Consider the following 15,777-nt stretch of genomic DNA (forward strand, 5'->3'; position numbering starts at 1 on the left):
TCAGTGAAAACTGACTTTCTGGATAGCCTCCCCCTCTTAGACCATCTTATTAAACTCTTTACGCAGCCTCTTAATAATCCGCTTCTCCAGACGCGAAATATACGACTGTGAAATGCCAAGCAGATCAGCTACATCCTTCTGTGTCTTCTCCTCTCCGTCCGCCAGCCCAAAGCGGAGCTCCATAATGATCCGCTCCCGCTCCGTCAACTTATCAAGCGCTTTATGGAGCAGCTTGCGATCAACCTGCTCCTCGATGTTCCGATAGATCGTATCGTTCTCCGTTCCGAGAACATCCGACAGCAGCAGCTCATTGCCATCCCAGTCAATATTCAGCGGCTCATCGAACGATACCTCCGTACGTGTCTTGCTGTTACGGCGCAAGTACATCAGGATCTCATTCTCAATACAACGGGACGCATAAGTGGCGAGCTTAATCTTTTTGTCTGGATCAAATGTATTCACTGCTTTAATCAGCCCAATAGCGCCGATAGACACCAAATCCTCAATATGTATGCCCGTATTCTCAAACTTGCGGGCAATATATACGACGAGTCTCAAATTACGTTCAATTAGCATAGCCCGAATAGCAGTGTCGCCAGAAGGGAGCTTCTCAAGCAAATATTCTTCCTCTTCACGGGTTAAAGGAGGCGGAAGCGCTTCACTTCCACCAATATAATAAATTTCATCGCTCTTCAGTCCGAATAAAAACAGAACACGATAATAATATAGCTGAAGAATCAATTTCCATTTCACTAGCATGGCTCTATGCCTCCCCGTCAAGATGGTATGCGCCGTTACACTCCGCTGCTCCGCTCCGCCATCGACGGATGGATGACTGCACGGTACGCACGGTCCGATGACAATTGTCCGCCGTCCAAGCCAATCAATGCTCTGCGGGTTGTGATCGTGTCATCGCCTAACTGAACCGTAACGGCATCCGGCTTCAATGCGAGCATAAATTGCGTACCGCGATTTATGCCACGGTAAGGCACCAGCCGCAGCCGGTCCTGCCATTCAAATTCATCTTCTCCCGATTCCCCTGAATCACCAAGCACTAGCTTATCGACCTCGGCCTCTCGAATTCTTCTCATCCAGGAAGACGGCAAATCCGCTTCCAGCAGCGACGCCTCGATGATCGTCACCGGCGTCCGCGTCAGCGGATCGTACAACTGATTGCCCGTATCGATTAGCCCTTCGCATTCATACTTCCGTTCTCCGATCGTCACCGTTATCTTCGCAACGTGCGCTTGAATTAGCGCCTTCTCCCGACGTTGAACAATTACAGAGCGCGCTATATACAGCCCGACGCATATCGCCGATCCGACAAACATAAATCCTATCTTGAGCTCAGACCGAACGCCGCCATCCATAAACTGCAGTCCCCGCCATAAAGCGTTCGAACCCTGCTGCATGATCAAATAATAAAAGCCTAACACAGCACCTGCAACGATAAAATTTATAGCATAGAATGCAGCCATCGTTCTTGCGAACGGCCGCATTCCGCCGTAGCCGAAAGCAATGAGCAGCATCACAACCGATATTCCAACCTTAACTAGAATCGTATACAGAAACGACAATGACGGAACGAACAACAAGGCGACATATAAGGCGCCGACGGCACTTGCTCCGACAATGCGGTACCATGCGGCACGAATTCCTCTAACCCATGCGGTTACAAGCAGCAGTGACCCGTCAATTAACAGCTCCTTCATAAAAAGTACATCTACATATATCGCCAGGGCATTCACCTGCCTGCCAATTCTTTGCCTTACGGCCGTACGTCCGTATACCAGCAGGAACGATTGAGACTAGTATATTGTAATCGTATTTCAATGTCTGTCTATTCATGACGCTCGCAACATTCTTTTTTTGTCGTAACTTGATACGCTCTGACAGACAGCAAAAAGCCACTCTTAAGCGAAAAACCGCTTGTTGAGTGGCTTAATCAATTTACTGCTTATTAGTCATTACCGATCACCGCGCGGGCGATTTCTCAGAAACGCTGGAATGTCCAATTGATCGCTGGACGTTGGTACGCTGTAAGTCGATCTCGACGGCGTGCTCTGTGTCGAAGCCGGTGCAGCAGAACGCGGCTCTGCCGACTCTAACGGCGCGCCAGGACGACGAAGCGGCTCAGGCGCAGGCTTATGCTCGAATCCAGTCGCAATAACAGTTACTTTAAAGTCTTCTTTCAAGTTCTCATCAATGATTGCACCGAAGATTAGATTAACTTCCGGGTCGCATGCGGCGATGACGATCTCTGCCGCCTCATTCACTTCGTACAACGACAGGTTCGCTCCGCCCGTAATATTCATAATAACACCGCGAGCACCATCAATCGACGTCTCAAGCAGCGGGCTCATAATTGCTTTGCGTGCAGCCTCTGCCGCACGATTCTCCCCCGATGCCATGCCGATGCCCATAAGAGCGGAACCGCGCTCTGTCATAATCGTCTTCACGTCAGCGAAGTCGAGGTTAATCAGACCAGGAACTTGGATCAAGTCAGAAATGCCTTGAACCGCTTGCAGCAACACGGTATCCGCCACGCGAAACGCTTCCAACATTGGCGTCTTCTTATCGACAATTTCAAGCAGTCGATCGTTCGGAATCACGATAAGCGTATCGACCTTCTCTTTCAGAGCTTCAATGCCGTGATCAGCTTGTCCGGAACGTTTACGTCCCTCGAACGTGAACGGACGCGTAACAACGCCGACCGTGAGTGCGCCGCACTCTCGTGCAATCTCAGCAATAACAGGCGCTGCACCTGTACCCGTACCGCCGCCCATGCCGGCCGTTACGAATACCATATCTGCACCTTTAAGCGTGTTGCTGATCAGCTCGCGCGACTCTTCCGCTGCTTTCTTGCCAACCTCCGGGTTTGCCCCGGCGCCAAGCCCGCGCGTCAGTTTGTCGCCAATCTGCAGCTTATGCTCCGAAAGCGCCAGGTGAAGCGCTTGTGCATCCGTATTGACCGTAATAAATTCGACACCTTTAACGCCATTCTCGATCATTCGGTTAACGGCATTGCTGCCGCCGCCGCCTACGCCGATTACTTTAATTTGTGCTAGTTGTTCCATATCCATATCGAACTCCAACATCTCCGTTTCCCCCGATCAAATGAATTCGCTAAAAATATTTTTGAGTTTCTCGAACAATCCGGGTTTCGGCGATGTTGAGACGCTGCTGGCCGTTGCTTTGCGGGAAGCCGTTTTCTTAGCTGAAACGGACGTATTCCGGCTTCGCGACATTCGAAGGGCGTAATGCAGAATGCCTACGCCGTTATTGAATGCTGGATCGCGTACACCGATAAAGTCCGGCACCGCAATACGGACCGAAGATTCCAGCTCCTGCTGAGCTAGTCCAAGCGTTCCCGGCATCGACACCGTCCCGCCCGTCAGCACATAACCGTGCACCTTGTCAGCATAACCGAGACGTTTAATCTCCTGCCGGACAAGGTGGAAAATTTCCTGCATTCGAGGCTCAATAATGTTCGCCAAATCCACTTGCGAAAATTCTTTCTCTACATTGCTGCCCATTCGCATTACTTTGAACTTCTGATCCTCCGCCGCATCACTTACGAGTGAGCAGCCGAATTTCAGCTTAATCTTCTCCGCTTGCTCTGCATGAGTGCGCAATCCGTACGATATATCATTCGTTACGTGCTCACCGCCAACCGGAAGCGTAGATGAAGCGACTAGGCCGCCGCCTTCAAAAATCGAGATGCCCGTAGATCCTGCTCCAACATCGATAAGCGCCGTACCGATCGATTTCTCGTCTTTCGTCAGTGACATCGAGCCGGAGGCAAGCGACATCAGAACCCGGTCTGCGATTTGCAGCTCCGCTTTCTCTACGCAGCGAAGTAAGTTATGTAACGATGTCTTGGTACCAGTAATGATTGTCGCTTCAACCTCAAGACGAACGCCAATCATACCTCTCGGGTCAGAAATTCCCTCCAAACCGTCAACTAAAAACTGTTTTGGCACAACTCCGATAATCTCGCGTTCAGGCGGCAGTGCAACAACCTGTGCTGCCTGCATAACACGTTCAATATCTTCCTCGCCAATCTCACGATCTTCATTCGATACTGCTACAACACCGTGATTCGTCTGTAATGCGATATGATTGCCTTGGATGCCAACATATACTTCGTCTATTTGAATGCCGACCATTCGTTCAGCGTGATCGATCGCATTGCGTATCGACCGTACCGTCTGATCAATGTCGACGATAGCACCCTTGCGAATTCCTTCCGAGTCGGCAGATCCAACTCCAATAATATTAATGGTTCCATTCGTCACTTCACCAATAATAGCACGAATTTTGGATGTACCGATGTCCAAACTGACGATGATATCATTATTGCTCATCGCGCGGCACCTCCATTTCAACAGAAAGTAGGACATTCAGTCTTTAACAACTCTACATATTCAACATAATTGACAGCTTTCCTCTTTTTTCTACAAAAATTTCGACAGATTTACAGCTTCCAATTTCCAGCAAGCCAAAAGCACGTCCAATACGCAGCAAGACTGAACCAGCCTGAATTCATAACTAAAATTTTACCATCGATTGCAGCTATTGAGTAGACTCTTTTTCAGCGGATTCCATATTTTCTGATGAGTCGTTAATATATGGCTCATACGTATCGGCCAGCAGCATGGTCACTTTGCCTGGCTCTTGGGTTTCTGTAACTGCATTTAGAGTTTCCAATTTCTCCGCTAGGACGGATATGGCTGTAATGACTTCGAATCGGGTTCGAGTATAAATCCGGATACGATCAGGATAAGCCTTCGTCGGGTCGGGTCTAATCTCGGACAGATCGGACAGTTGCTCAGCCGGTATTGCTGCCAGCTGCTTTGAGAGTGCCTTCTTAACTGGATCATTCTGCTTCCAGCCCGAAAGCAGCGGCTTATCGACCACGAAGTCACCATTTGTCGCACTAACGCTTGTCCCACTTGACAGTATGGCCATAATTTCCCCTTTAGCCGATAGCTCATAGGCAACTGCCGCATATTCCTGAACGTGTATCGTGACGTCGCCCGGAAATTTCTTCGTTACTTTCACCTGCTCGATAGCTGGATTCGTGCGCAGCCTTCGCTCAATGGAGCGCTCCGTGAAGCCAAAGAACGCATCTCCGAGTGAAACACCAGCCGTCTTCTGAATTGTATCCGCACTGATGAACCGCTCGCCCTCAACCGTAATTCGAGAAACCTTGCTTATAGATGAATTGAAGAATAACACTGACAATACAACAATAAACAACAGTAATAAAACGATTTTCAGCTTGCGGCCGCCACGGCGCTTCACCACGGGCTCCCGCAGAACGGGCATCGGTTGTTTCATGCTTGTCCCTTCCTTTGTGAGAAACCTTATACCGAGCCGCTCTTAATAAGGAGAGGCAGCGGTATAAGGCTTGGTTGTTAAGCGATAAGAATAACCTTCTCACGAGAATGCATCAGTGGTTGAGCTTATTTAAGGGTCTAACTCATCGGCTTAACACAGCCGCCAGTCTGCTGTTCGATCACTTAGCCATTCGTTACCGCCCGGTCATCCGGGACCGGCGTACAACGGGTAATCCGTGCGCCAAGACGAGACAGCACCTGCTCAATTCGATCATAGCCCCTGTCAATATGGTGCACCTGTTCGACGACTGTACGTCCTTGTGCGGCAAGGCCAGCAACGACGAGCGCCGCTCCAGCACGTAAATCGGTTGCTTCTACAGTCGCACCATACAGTCTAGGCACGCCGCGAATGAACGCTGCGTTCAGATCGACTCGAATGTCGGCACCCATACGGGTCAACTCGCCCACATGCTTGAAGCGTCCTTCAAAAATCGTTTCTTTCATGATACTTACCCCGTCGGCCAATGTTAGAAGCACCATGACGAGCGACTGTAAATCAGTCGGGAAGGCCGGGTAAGGGGATGTTACGATACGCTCAATTGCTTTCGGCCGAGATGAGGCGTTTACTTTTATTATATCACCGTCTGTTAATACCTGAATACCAGACCTGCGCAAGACGTGAATGAGAGAAGATACATGCGACGAATTCGTATTCTGCAAGACGACCTGACCTCTTGTTGCCGCTGCCGCAACCATCAGCGTACCTGTCACGATTCGGTCCGGGATGACCTGATATCGGCACGGCGTCAGCGTATCAACGCCTTCAATCGTGATTGTATCGGTGCCGGCCCCCATTATGCGCGCTCCCATCGTATTGAGAAACCGCTGCAAATCTTGGATCTCCGGCTCACGCGCCGCGTTGCTTATCGTCGTGCGGCCTTCGGCGAGTACGGCTGCCATCATTATATTTTCCGTTGCACCGACGCTAGGGAAGCTCAGATGAATATCAGCTCCGACGAGCTTGTCGGCTTGGCATATAATTTTGTTGCCGGTTTCGCTAATCGATGCCCCAAGCGCCTCGAGACCCGATAAATGCAGATCGATCTTCCGTTCACCGATCGCACAGCCGCCCGGTTGATAGACGTGTACTTCGCCGAATCGCGCAAGCAGCGGTCCCATAAGGAAGATCGAGGAACGCATCTGGCGCATAAGCGTTTCCGGCACGTGCGGCGAATGCGCTGACGACGTATCCAGCACAACCTTATCTCCAATGTGGTCAGCCTTGCAGCCAAGCTCGCGCAAAATGCTGAGCATAACCTCAATATCGAGCAGCTTAGGCACATGTTCGATCGTTACCGTGCCGTTAACAAGCATACTCGCGGCCAGTATCGGCAAAGCGGCGTTTTTCGCTCCTTGGATCGCAATGGTTCCTGAGAGAGGTTTCCCGCCTTCAATCACCAATTTGTCCAATGTATCACCTCCGAATTACCGCTCACCCACCACCAATACTTCCGGCACTAATTCAACGCCGTAGCGGTCTTGGACGGTGCGCTTGATTTGCGCCATTAGGGTGAGTACGTCTTCGGCTTTCGCTTGCCCGGTATTGACAATGAAATTGGCATGCAGCGGAGAAACTTCAGCGGCGCCGACGCGAAGCCCTTTAAGCCCGGCTTCTTCAATGAGTCTGGCGGCATAATCGCCCGGCGGATTTCGAAATACGCTTCCCGCGCACGCTAGCTGCAGCGGCTGCGTATTCAGTCTTCGTTCTTTATATGCAGCCAGAACGGATTCAATCTGCGCTCGGTCGCCTTGCTCCAGTTCGAACGTCGCTTCCACTATGATGCCCTGCTGCTCGTGAAGAATCGAATGGCGGTAAGAGAATGCCATATCCTCCAGTCCGTACGTCACGATTTCTCCTGTCTCCCGAACAATGACAGCCGATTTGAAAATACGCGATACATCCGATCCGTGCGCACCTGCGTTCATGTAGACCGCGCCACCGACCGTTCCCGGAATTCCGCCTGCAAATTCCAGTCCGGTCAATCCCGCTTTGCTGGCCATGACCGCAAGCTTAATGAATGAGTATGCTGCACCAGCTCGAACAGTCGTTCCGTCGAACTCCACGAAATCAAGTCCAGCGCCTGTTTTGATGACAACGCCTCGAATCCCCTTATCGGAAACGAGCATATTCGAGCCGCGGCCCAAGCTGGTCCAAGGAACGTCATGTTCGTTCAACAGACGGATGGTCGACACAAGCTCTTCGATTCCGTTAGGTATGATGAGACAATCGGCAGGACCGCCGATTTTCCAAGTTGTATGTTTCGCAAGCGGCTCTTGGAACAGAACCTTCCCCCATCCGTTCCGCTCCAATTCCGCCATAATTGCATCCATTATGTCGTACCTCCCCCTTCTGTCCGTAGAACGCTATGCCATCATAATACTTGTCAAGACATAGCGCAGCCGAGCGCATCAAATTCGTCATTCTAATCGTCCCGCACGGTAACGGTCGCGATTTATAACGTATCTTATGCCCTCGGCATTTGGAGTGTGACAGCCGCCTAGACCTGTCACGATTGCCAAATTGCGCTGTATTCGGGATATATATAATATCGTTATCTGATGCCTTGCAATCGCCGAAGCTCGTTGACGATTGTTACAGCGGCGTCCGGCATGCCGAGCTTCGCCGCCGCTTGCCCCGTCTCGGCTAGTTGTTTCTCATCTAGCAGCATCGTCCTGATCGTGTCGAGCAGCCGTTCTCCGCTCAACTCCCGTTCTAGAATCATCCGGGCGGCGCCAGCGTCAACTAGACTGCGGGCATTCGCCTCCTGATGGTTATTCGTCACGTTAGGCGACGGAATAAGAATCGACGGGATGCCGAGCGCCGTCATCTCCGCTATCGTCGAAGCGCCAGCACGGCAGACGACAAGCGAAGAAGCGGCAAGCACATCCGGCATATTGTGCAAATAAGGTACAATATGTAGTTGTCCGTTCTTGTAAGCCGGAAGCGGCTTGACTCTGGCAAGTGCGTCCTCGTAATAAATTTCGCCAGATACAAACACAAAGTGTACACCAGTGAGCCGATCGAGCGATGGCGCCATCGCATACATCGCTTCGTTGATCGCCTTCGCCCCACGGCTGCCTCCGAATACGAGCACGATCTGCTTCGCGCCGCTAAGCTCCAGCGACGTTCGACCTTTACTTGCATCAGCGCGCATGACGTTCGTAGCGCACGGGTTACCGGCGTATACGGTCCGTTTCGCGCGTTTGAAGTAACGCTTAGAATCTGGAAAGCTGACCGCTACGCAATCTGCATAACGGGCAAGAAATTGATTCGTCAGCCCTGGGATGACGTTCTGCTCATGAATGAGCGTCGGAATGCCGAGCTTTGCCGCTGCATAGACGACAGGGCCGCATACGTACCCGCCCGTGCCGACGACGGCATCCGGCTTAAACTCGCGCAGCAGCCGCTTAGCTTTCTTAACGCCCTTCAAAAACCGGAGTACAGTTTTGAAATTATCCAGCGACAGCTTCCGCTTAAAGCCGGTAATCTCAACCGCCTCGAAAGGGATGCCCATCTTCGGTACGATCCGGCTCTCCAGTCCCTTCGTCGTGCCAATATACAGCAGCTCGGCACCCGACTCCTCTTGAGCCTGTCTTCCGACGGCGACGGCGGGGTAGATATGCCCGCCAGTTCCTCCCCCGGTTAATACGATACGCATGAACTCGTCACCTCGAATAACGGGATATATTAAGTAAAATGCCCAGCGCCGTCAGCAGCAGTGTGAGCGAGGAGCCCCCGTAGCTGACCAGCGGCAGTGTAATGCCGGTAACCGGCATCATGCCGATGACGACACCGATATTAATCAGCACTTGTACGCCGACAATGCCAATAATTCCTACTGCAAGCAAGCTTCCGAACGTATCCTGCGATGCGATCGCCGTCCGGATGCCGCGCCACACAAGAATAAGAAATAAACAGATAAGGAGCGTTCCACCGATAAAACCGGTCTCCTCCGCGAGAATGGAGAAGATGAAGTCCGTCTGCGGCTCAGGCAAATAGTTATACTTCTGCCGGCTCATGCCAAGACCTAGACCGATCAATCCTCCAGGTCCAACCGCATACAGCGACTGGATCGATTGGTAGCCGGCACCGAGCGGATCCTGCCAAGGATCGAGAAACGCGGTAATACGCTGCAACCGATATGGCGCAATCGCAATCAGCACGACGAGCCCTGCAACGCCGACGAGCGCAAGCGAACCGAGATGCTTCAGCCGAGCGCCTGCCGAAAAAATCATGATCAATGAAGCGCCGACCATTACTGCACCGGTGCCTAGATCGGGCTGCATCATAATGAGACCGAATGCGGTGCCCATAAAGCCAAGCGGAGGCAATAGCCCCTTCGTAAAATGCGTGACCTTCTGCTGATTGTCCGACAGCCAGCGAGCTAGAAAAATGACCATCGCCAGCTTCATAAACTCTGACGGCTGAATGCCGAACGAGCTGATGCCAAGCCAGCTCCGCGCACCGCCGCGAACGACTCCGACGCCAGGTATAAGCACGATAACAAGCAGGCCGAAGCAGATGAGCAGGCCGATGCCTCCCCATCTTTTCCATATGCCGTAGTCCAAATTCATCGTGAAGAGCATAGCGCCGACTCCGAGCGCGGCGAACAGCAGCTGACGCTTCACATAATAGAACTTGTCTCCGAATTCATGAAAGGCGAGAACAGCGCTTGCGCTGTATACCATAATGATGCCGATTGTCAAAATTAACGCTATCGAACCGATCATCCATACGTCCGGGGCGGACCGAGCTTTTGCCATCGCGCTGACACCTCTGAACCGTCAATAGTAGGGACATGCCCCCTATTTACAAGGTATGCGCCGATTGTTTAAAAATGCGCCCGCGCTGCTCATATGATTTAAACATATCCCAGCTTGCACATGCAGGCGACAACAGCACGACATCGCCTGAGCCGGCCAACGCTGCAGCGCGCCGCACCGCCTCTTGCAGCGTCGCTTCGGCGTCCTCTAAAGGTTCGACCGTTTCAACTGCGGTTAAACCTGCAAGGCCTGCTACACCCGCCAGCTTATGCCGCGTCTCGCCGAGCGCTACTAAAGCTTTAAGCCCACTAAACCATGGAAGCAGCTCCATATAATCAGAGCCGCGGTCAAGTCCGCCGGCGATGAGAACGACACGGTCAAGCTGAAATGACTTTAAGCCGGTAATCGTTGCGACAGGATTCGTCGCCTTCGAGTTGTTATAGAATGACACGCCGTTACGCTCGCATACGAACTCCAGACGATGCTCGACCCCGCGGAACGAGCGCAGCGGCCCTTCGAGCGATTGAAGCGGTGCGCCTGCGGCAATTGCAGCAGCAATAGCTGCCAAGGCGTTGGCAACATTATGCCGTCCTGGAATACCGAGCTCCGAGACCGGTACTATAACCGTCTCCACTCCGCCAGCATCGCGATAGATAATAGAACGCGTCAGCCGCTTTTGGAGCTCGTCTCCTTTACGCCCTTCCTCCGGCTGATCCGATTCTACCGGGAACGGCGGGTCGATATAAAGGCCGTAAGGGAGCTTCTCAATTAGTGAGAACGGCAGCAAACGTGCGTTAATCTGCTTGGAGATTGCCCGACATGTCGGGTCGTCCCAGTTCAATACAGCTGTATCAGCAGCCATTTGATTGGCGAACAATTTAGCCTTAGATGCAATATAATCGTCCATTCCGCCGTGATAGTCAAGATGCGTCTCAACCACGTTAAGCAGCAAAGCGATGCGCGGACGGAATGCCGTTGTTCCTTTCAGCTGAAAGCTGCTCAGCTCCGCAACGATAATGTCGCTTTCCTTCGCCATTTGAGCAGCCTCGCACAACGGAGTTCCGATATTACCTGCGACGATTGGCGACAATCCTGCTCCTTTAAGCAACTCACCAATCCATGTCGTCGTCGTCGTCTTACCGTTCGAGCCTGTTATGCCGATCATCGGCGCAGGCGACAACAAATAGGCAACCTCAACCTCCGTCACAATTTCAACGCCGTGAACCTCCGCTTGCTGTACCGGGCTTGCCGTATACGGGATACCCGGATTTTTCACGAGCAGAGCAGTGTCGGCCGTAACGAGATCGTCCGGATGATAGCCGCATATAACAGGGATGCCTAATGCCTCCAGCTCTGCAGCCTCCGGGCTTTGCTCCCGCTCCTTCTTATCGTTTACGACGACGTCTGCGCCGAGCTGATGAAACACTTTCGCAACGCTGACGCCGCTCTTCGCAAGACCGAGTATGGCGACACGGCGATTACGGTACAATGACGGGTGATCCATAAAATTGACCTCTCTCTCTATCGAATCATGTGTAGTATATCTGAAAACGGCTTCGCCGTCCTCTCGGCATGCGAAAGGACGGCGGGCTGATTCGTACTGCCTTAGAACACGTCACCAACGAATAGACCGACAGCTGCCAGAATAAAGCCCGCGATCCAAAACGTCGTAACGACCCGCCACTCCGACCAGCCAGACAGCTCGAAGTGATGGTGGATCGGGCTCATTTTGAACACCCGTTTGCCCCGCAGCTTGAACGACGTCACTTGTATAATAACCGACAGCATTTCGAATACGAATACGCCGCCGACTACGATAAGAATAAGCTCCATCTTCGTCAGCATCGCAACCGCCGCCAAGCCTCCGCCAATCCCAAGTGAGCCTGCATCGCCCATAAATACTTTCGCAGGATGTGCATTGAATACGAGAAAGCCGAGCACGGCACCAATCATCGCCGCCGAGAATACAGCTGATTCATATTCATTCACGTGCATGGCGAGGATGGTGAAGGCACCGAATGCAATCGCGCTCGTACCTGCAAGCAGACCGTCCAGACCGTCCGTGAAGTTAACCGAGTTGCTTGTCGCGAACATAATGATGACCACGAACACATAATAGAACCAGCCCATATCGATAGAAAAATCGGTTCCTGGCAGCCCGATCTCCGTGCTGTGGCCCATCCGGTGCAGCAACACGCAGACGACGACGCTGAACAGCAATTGACCAGCCAGCTTCTGCTTCGCCGTCAGACCGAGCGAACGCTTAAACACAATTTTGATGTAATCGTCAAGAAAACCGACAATACCGAAGCCTAACGAGGCGACTAGCAGCACCCAGAACTCTTCGGTTTTATCGGAAAATTTCAAGAACGCAATTAACAGGGCCAACATAATAATAATGCCGCCCATCGTCGGCGTCCCTTGCTTCTTCAGATGGCTTTGCGGGCCGTCCGTCCGGACCTGCTGTCCGAACTTCATTCGGCGCAAGAGCGGGATGAACAAAGGTCCCAGCAGCACCGCTAGAAGAAATGAAGCCCCAATTGTAAGCAATATGACCTTAGTATCCACTGTTTCACCCCCGTCAGCTCTCCAAAGCTTGGACGACTTGCTCCATTCGCATGCCGCGCGATCCTTTCACCAACACAAGATCGTCACTATGCAGATGCTCCCGCAGCCATGACGCCAGCTCTTCCTTATGCGCGAAATGACGAACATCGTCTGCACGGCCGGCTGCCGCGAATGCCTCTGATGCTCCCTCAGCAATATATTGCGCAAGCGATCCCCATGTGAGCAGGGCATCCGCCTTTTCCGGCGTAACGTATGAACCAACGCTGCGGTGCATCTCAACCTCCTGATCACCAAGCTCCAGCATATCGGCAAGCACAACCCATTTGCGCCGATAGCCGGTCAGCTGTTCAACCAGATCTATGGCGGCTCTAGTTGCCGTTGGATTAGCGTTATATGCGTCATTCAGCAGCTTGGCGCCGTTGAATGCCGTCACCGGCTGAATGCGCATGCCAGTCAGAACAACATTCGACAGCCCCTCCCGAATGGAAGCAGCCGGCACGCCGAACCGATAGGCAGCGGCAATAGCTGCCAGCGCATTCATTACATTATGCTCACCTGGTACAGGCAGCAACACACCGCGCAGCGCCTCAGCTTCTTCAGCCGTTAATAACGGCGACACGACATCGAACGTCGAAGAGTCGACGGACACCTTGATGTTAGCTGCTGACCATTTACAGTCCGGTGCATCTCCGAACGGAACCAGCTCCGTGCCATCAAGCAGCTCCATCGAAGCAAGCCGTTCACGCAGCAGCGGCTCGTCGCCGTTAAAGATTAATGCTCCGCCATCCTTCAGTCCTTCCGCAATTTCAAGCTTCGCCTGCGCAATGCCGGCCCGCGAGCCAAGCTGCTGCATATGAGCGTCGCCGATGTTCGTAATAATAGCAGCATCCGGAGAAGCGATCGTCGCAAGAAGCTCGATCTCACCGAAATCGCTCATCCCCATTTCAAGCACGGCTGTTTCGGTTTTCTCGTCTAGCTGCAGAATAGTAAGCGGAACACCGATATGATTGTTCAGGTTGCCTTCCGTTTTATGAACTCGGAATACGGTGCCCAGCACCGCCGCCGTCAAATCCTTGGTCGTCGTCTTACCGTTGCTTCCTGTAATGCCGATAACACGCAATCCGAGCTCATCGCGATACGCAGAAGCGAGCCGCTGGAGTGCAGACAGCGTGTCCGGCACAAGAACGAGCGGAGCGTCCTGCAGTTCGTCCGGGATAACAATTCCTTCCTCCCAGAGCGATGCCGCCGCTCCCTTAGCAAGCGTCTCCGCCGCAAAGTCATGTCCGTCAAAATTTTCACCGATGAGAGGCACGTACAGCTCTCCGGCTCCTGCCGTCCGGGAATCTCTCGTTACGCCGGCAATCTCGATGTCCGAGTCCCGTTGGCCATGTGCTAGTGTTCCACCACACATGCGGGCAACTTGCCCCAAAGTTCTTCTAATCACAGTACCGTTCCCCTTATCGCTTCTTCGGCCACAAGACGATCGTCGAACGAGAACGTTTCCCCGCCGATAATCTGATACGTCTCATGACCTTTCCCCGCAATCAATACTACATCTCCCGGGCTTGCCATTTCAACCGCTTTTTCAATCGCTTTGCGGCGGTCTACGATCATCACATAGCGTTCCTTCGGCACGCCGCTGGCTTTAAGCCCCTCTTCGATATCAAGCAATATAGCCTCTGGCTCCTCCGAGCGCGGGTTGTCGCTTGTAACGACACACAGGTCGGAATATTTCGCTGCAATGCTGCCCATAATCGGCCGCTTCGTCCGGTCACGGTCACCTCCGCAGCCGAATACGCAGATGATTCGTCCTTCGGCGAACTCCTTCACAGCACGAAGCACGTTCTCTAGTCCGTCTGGCGTATGCGCGTAATCGACGACGACTGCGAACGACTGACCTGCATCGACTGATTCGACGCGCCCAGGTACGCCCGGCAGCGCCTCTAGACTAGCCCTGATTTGCTCAAGAGGCAGCCCTTCCAGCAGTGCGACTGAAGCTGCAGCTAATGCATTGTATACATTGAATTTGCCAACCATTCGGATCGTAATGTCCGCTTCGCCGCGGAATGAATGCAAATGGAAGGAAGTACCTTTCGATGTGATTCGGATATTAGATGCACGTACGTCAGCCGATGCATCAATGCCGTAAGTAATCGTCTCCGCAGCAGTCAGCTTGGCGTAGACTGCTGAAGCCTCATCATCCGCATTCAATACGGCATAGCTGCGTTCGGATTCAGACGCGCCGAACTCATTGCCCAGCCTTGAGAACAGCAGTCCTTTGGCTGCCGCATATTCTTCCATCGTATGGTGGTAATCCAGATGATCCTGCGTTAAGTTCGTAAATACTGCGGTACGGAACCGGCAGCCGAGAACGCGTCCTTGATCGAGCGCGTGCGACGACACTTCCATCGCGCATACTTCCACTCCCGCCTCTGCCATATTAGAGAGGTGCTTTTGCAGCTCTAATGCGCCCGGCGTCGTGCCAGACATCGGCAAGGTACGTCCCGCATACCGGGTTTCGATCGTGCCGATAACGCCTGAAGAGCGGCCTGCGTCGGCCATGATACGTTCGATCAAATACGTCGTCGTCGTCTTTCCATTCGTACCTGTCACGCCAATAAGACGAAGCTTGCGGCTAGGGTGGCTGTAGAAACGGTCTGCGATGACAGCCATCGCGAGTCTGCTGCTTTTAACAATGAGCTGCGGAAGCGCAATATCCAGCTTTCGCTCGACGACAAGCGCTGCCGCTCCGTTCTCAGCCGCCTTCACGGCAAAATCGTGTCCGTCCGTTTTATAACCGGGAACACAGAAAAATAAAGAGCCTGGCTTTACTTTGCGGGAATCGTCCTCCAGATCCGTTACTTGAACGCTGCCATCCCCATCTACTGATGCGACAGCAAGCCACTGTGCAATATCATTGAGAGTCATATCGTGCATCCCCTTCCGTCGACACGTACTGTATTAGATCGACAATTCTCACTTCATTGCTACTGTCGTTATTACACCATTATGATCGATCTTAACCGATTTTCAACCATTCATT

General features: G+C 52.5%; 13 protein-coding genes. All 13 read right to left on the minus strand.

Features of this window, described 5'->3' with window-relative positions; translation table 11 throughout:
• Nucleotides 1–36: 36 nt before the first annotated feature.
• Nucleotides 37–759 (minus strand): RNA polymerase sporulation sigma factor SigE, encoded by a 723-nt coding sequence (gene sigE, locus PXY01_RS03740; RefSeq protein ID WP_127567460.1) that lies wholly within the window; start codon nucleotides 757–759, stop codon nucleotides 37–39.
• A gap of 35 nt (nucleotides 760–794) precedes the next feature.
• The gene (spoIIGA, locus tag PXY01_RS03745) at nucleotides 795–1,748 is read right to left on the minus strand and encodes a sigma-E processing peptidase SpoIIGA (RefSeq protein ID WP_127567462.1); all 954 of its coding nucleotides are present in this window, start codon (nucleotides 1,746–1,748) and stop codon (nucleotides 795–797) included.
• A gap of 219 nt (nucleotides 1,749–1,967) precedes the next feature.
• Nucleotides 1,968–3,098, minus strand: a complete 1,131-nt coding sequence (ftsZ, locus tag PXY01_RS03750) for a cell division protein FtsZ (RefSeq protein WP_127567464.1) — start codon at nucleotides 3,096–3,098, stop codon at nucleotides 1,968–1,970.
• A 15-nt stretch (nucleotides 3,099–3,113) separates the two neighbouring features.
• A complete protein-coding gene (gene ftsA / locus PXY01_RS03755) occupies nucleotides 3,114–4,367 on the minus strand; it encodes a cell division protein FtsA (RefSeq protein ID WP_127567466.1) in 1,254 nt (417 codons plus the stop codon).
• A 208-nt stretch (nucleotides 4,368–4,575) separates the two neighbouring features.
• A complete protein-coding gene (locus tag PXY01_RS03760) occupies nucleotides 4,576–5,343 on the minus strand; it encodes a cell division protein FtsQ/DivIB (protein WP_127567468.1) in 768 nt (255 codons plus the stop codon).
• Nucleotides 5,344–5,525: 182 nt separating this feature from the next.
• Nucleotides 5,526–6,812 (minus strand): UDP-N-acetylglucosamine 1-carboxyvinyltransferase, encoded by a 1,287-nt coding sequence (gene murA, locus PXY01_RS03765; RefSeq protein ID WP_127567470.1) that lies wholly within the window; start codon nucleotides 6,810–6,812, stop codon nucleotides 5,526–5,528.
• Nucleotides 6,813–6,827: 15 nt separating this feature from the next.
• Nucleotides 6,828–7,733, minus strand: a complete 906-nt coding sequence (gene murB / locus PXY01_RS03770) for a UDP-N-acetylmuramate dehydrogenase (RefSeq protein WP_127567472.1) — start codon at nucleotides 7,731–7,733, stop codon at nucleotides 6,828–6,830.
• Between the two features lie 221 nt (nucleotides 7,734–7,954).
• Nucleotides 7,955–9,061 carry an undecaprenyldiphospho-muramoylpentapeptide beta-N-acetylglucosaminyltransferase gene (gene murG, locus PXY01_RS03775; RefSeq protein ID WP_127567474.1) on the minus strand — a complete coding sequence of 369 codons (1,107 nt, stop codon included), beginning with the start codon at nucleotides 9,059–9,061 and terminating at the stop codon, nucleotides 7,955–7,957.
• Between the two features lie 7 nt (nucleotides 9,062–9,068).
• Nucleotides 9,069–10,166, minus strand: a complete 1,098-nt coding sequence (gene spoVE / locus PXY01_RS03780; protein ID WP_127567476.1) for a stage V sporulation protein E — start codon at nucleotides 10,164–10,166, stop codon at nucleotides 9,069–9,071.
• A 46-nt stretch (nucleotides 10,167–10,212) separates the two neighbouring features.
• Nucleotides 10,213–11,670: a UDP-N-acetylmuramoyl-L-alanine--D-glutamate ligase gene (gene murD / locus PXY01_RS03785; RefSeq protein WP_127567478.1), complete on the minus strand. Its 1,458-nt coding sequence runs from the start codon at nucleotides 11,668–11,670 to the stop codon at nucleotides 10,213–10,215.
• 101 nt (nucleotides 11,671–11,771) lie between these two features.
• Nucleotides 11,772–12,734 (minus strand): phospho-N-acetylmuramoyl-pentapeptide-transferase, encoded by a 963-nt coding sequence (gene mraY, locus PXY01_RS03790; RefSeq protein ID WP_127567480.1) that lies wholly within the window; start codon nucleotides 12,732–12,734, stop codon nucleotides 11,772–11,774.
• A 13-nt stretch (nucleotides 12,735–12,747) separates the two neighbouring features.
• Nucleotides 12,748–14,178: a UDP-N-acetylmuramoyl-tripeptide--D-alanyl-D-alanine ligase gene (locus PXY01_RS03795; protein ID WP_127567482.1), complete on the minus strand. Its 1,431-nt coding sequence runs from the start codon at nucleotides 14,176–14,178 to the stop codon at nucleotides 12,748–12,750.
• Nucleotides 14,175–15,662, minus strand: a complete 1,488-nt coding sequence (locus tag PXY01_RS03800) for a UDP-N-acetylmuramoyl-L-alanyl-D-glutamate--2,6-diaminopimelate ligase (protein WP_174721796.1) — start codon at nucleotides 15,660–15,662, stop codon at nucleotides 14,175–14,177. The genes PXY01_RS03795 and PXY01_RS03800 overlap by 4 nt, the downstream gene beginning before the upstream one ends.
• Nucleotides 15,663–15,777 lie beyond the last annotated feature (115 nt).

The organism is Paenibacillus xylaniclasticus (assembly GCF_004001065.1).
GTDB classification, from domain to species: domain Bacteria; phylum Bacillota; class Bacilli; order Paenibacillales; family Paenibacillaceae; genus Paenibacillus_T; species Paenibacillus_T xylaniclasticus.

Coding starts and splice junctions, on each gene's coding strand:
- murG (WP_127567474.1), bottom strand. CDS start 9,061: ATGCGTATCGTATTAACCGGGGGAGGAACTGGCGGGCATATCTACCCC.
- spoVE (WP_127567476.1), bottom strand. CDS start 10,166: ATGGCAAAAGCTCGGTCCGCCCCGGACGTATGGATGATCGGTTCGATA.
- PXY01_RS03800 (WP_174721796.1), bottom strand. CDS start 15,662: ATGACTCTCAATGATATTGCACAGTGGCTTGCTGTCGCATCAGTAGAT.
- murB (WP_127567472.1), bottom strand. CDS start 7,733: ATGGATGCAATTATGGCGGAATTGGAGCGGAACGGATGGGGGAAGGTT.
- sigE (WP_127567460.1), bottom strand. CDS start 759: ATGCTAGTGAAATGGAAATTGATTCTTCAGCTATATTATTATCGTGTT.
- ftsZ (WP_127567464.1), bottom strand. CDS start 3,098: ATGTTGGAGTTCGATATGGATATGGAACAACTAGCACAAATTAAAGTA.
- murD (WP_127567478.1), bottom strand. CDS start 11,670: ATGGATCACCCGTCATTGTACCGTAATCGCCGTGTCGCCATACTCGGT.
- ftsA (WP_127567466.1), bottom strand. CDS start 4,367: ATGAGCAATAATGATATCATCGTCAGTTTGGACATCGGTACATCCAAA.
- PXY01_RS03760 (WP_127567468.1), bottom strand. CDS start 5,343: ATGAAACAACCGATGCCCGTTCTGCGGGAGCCCGTGGTGAAGCGCCGT.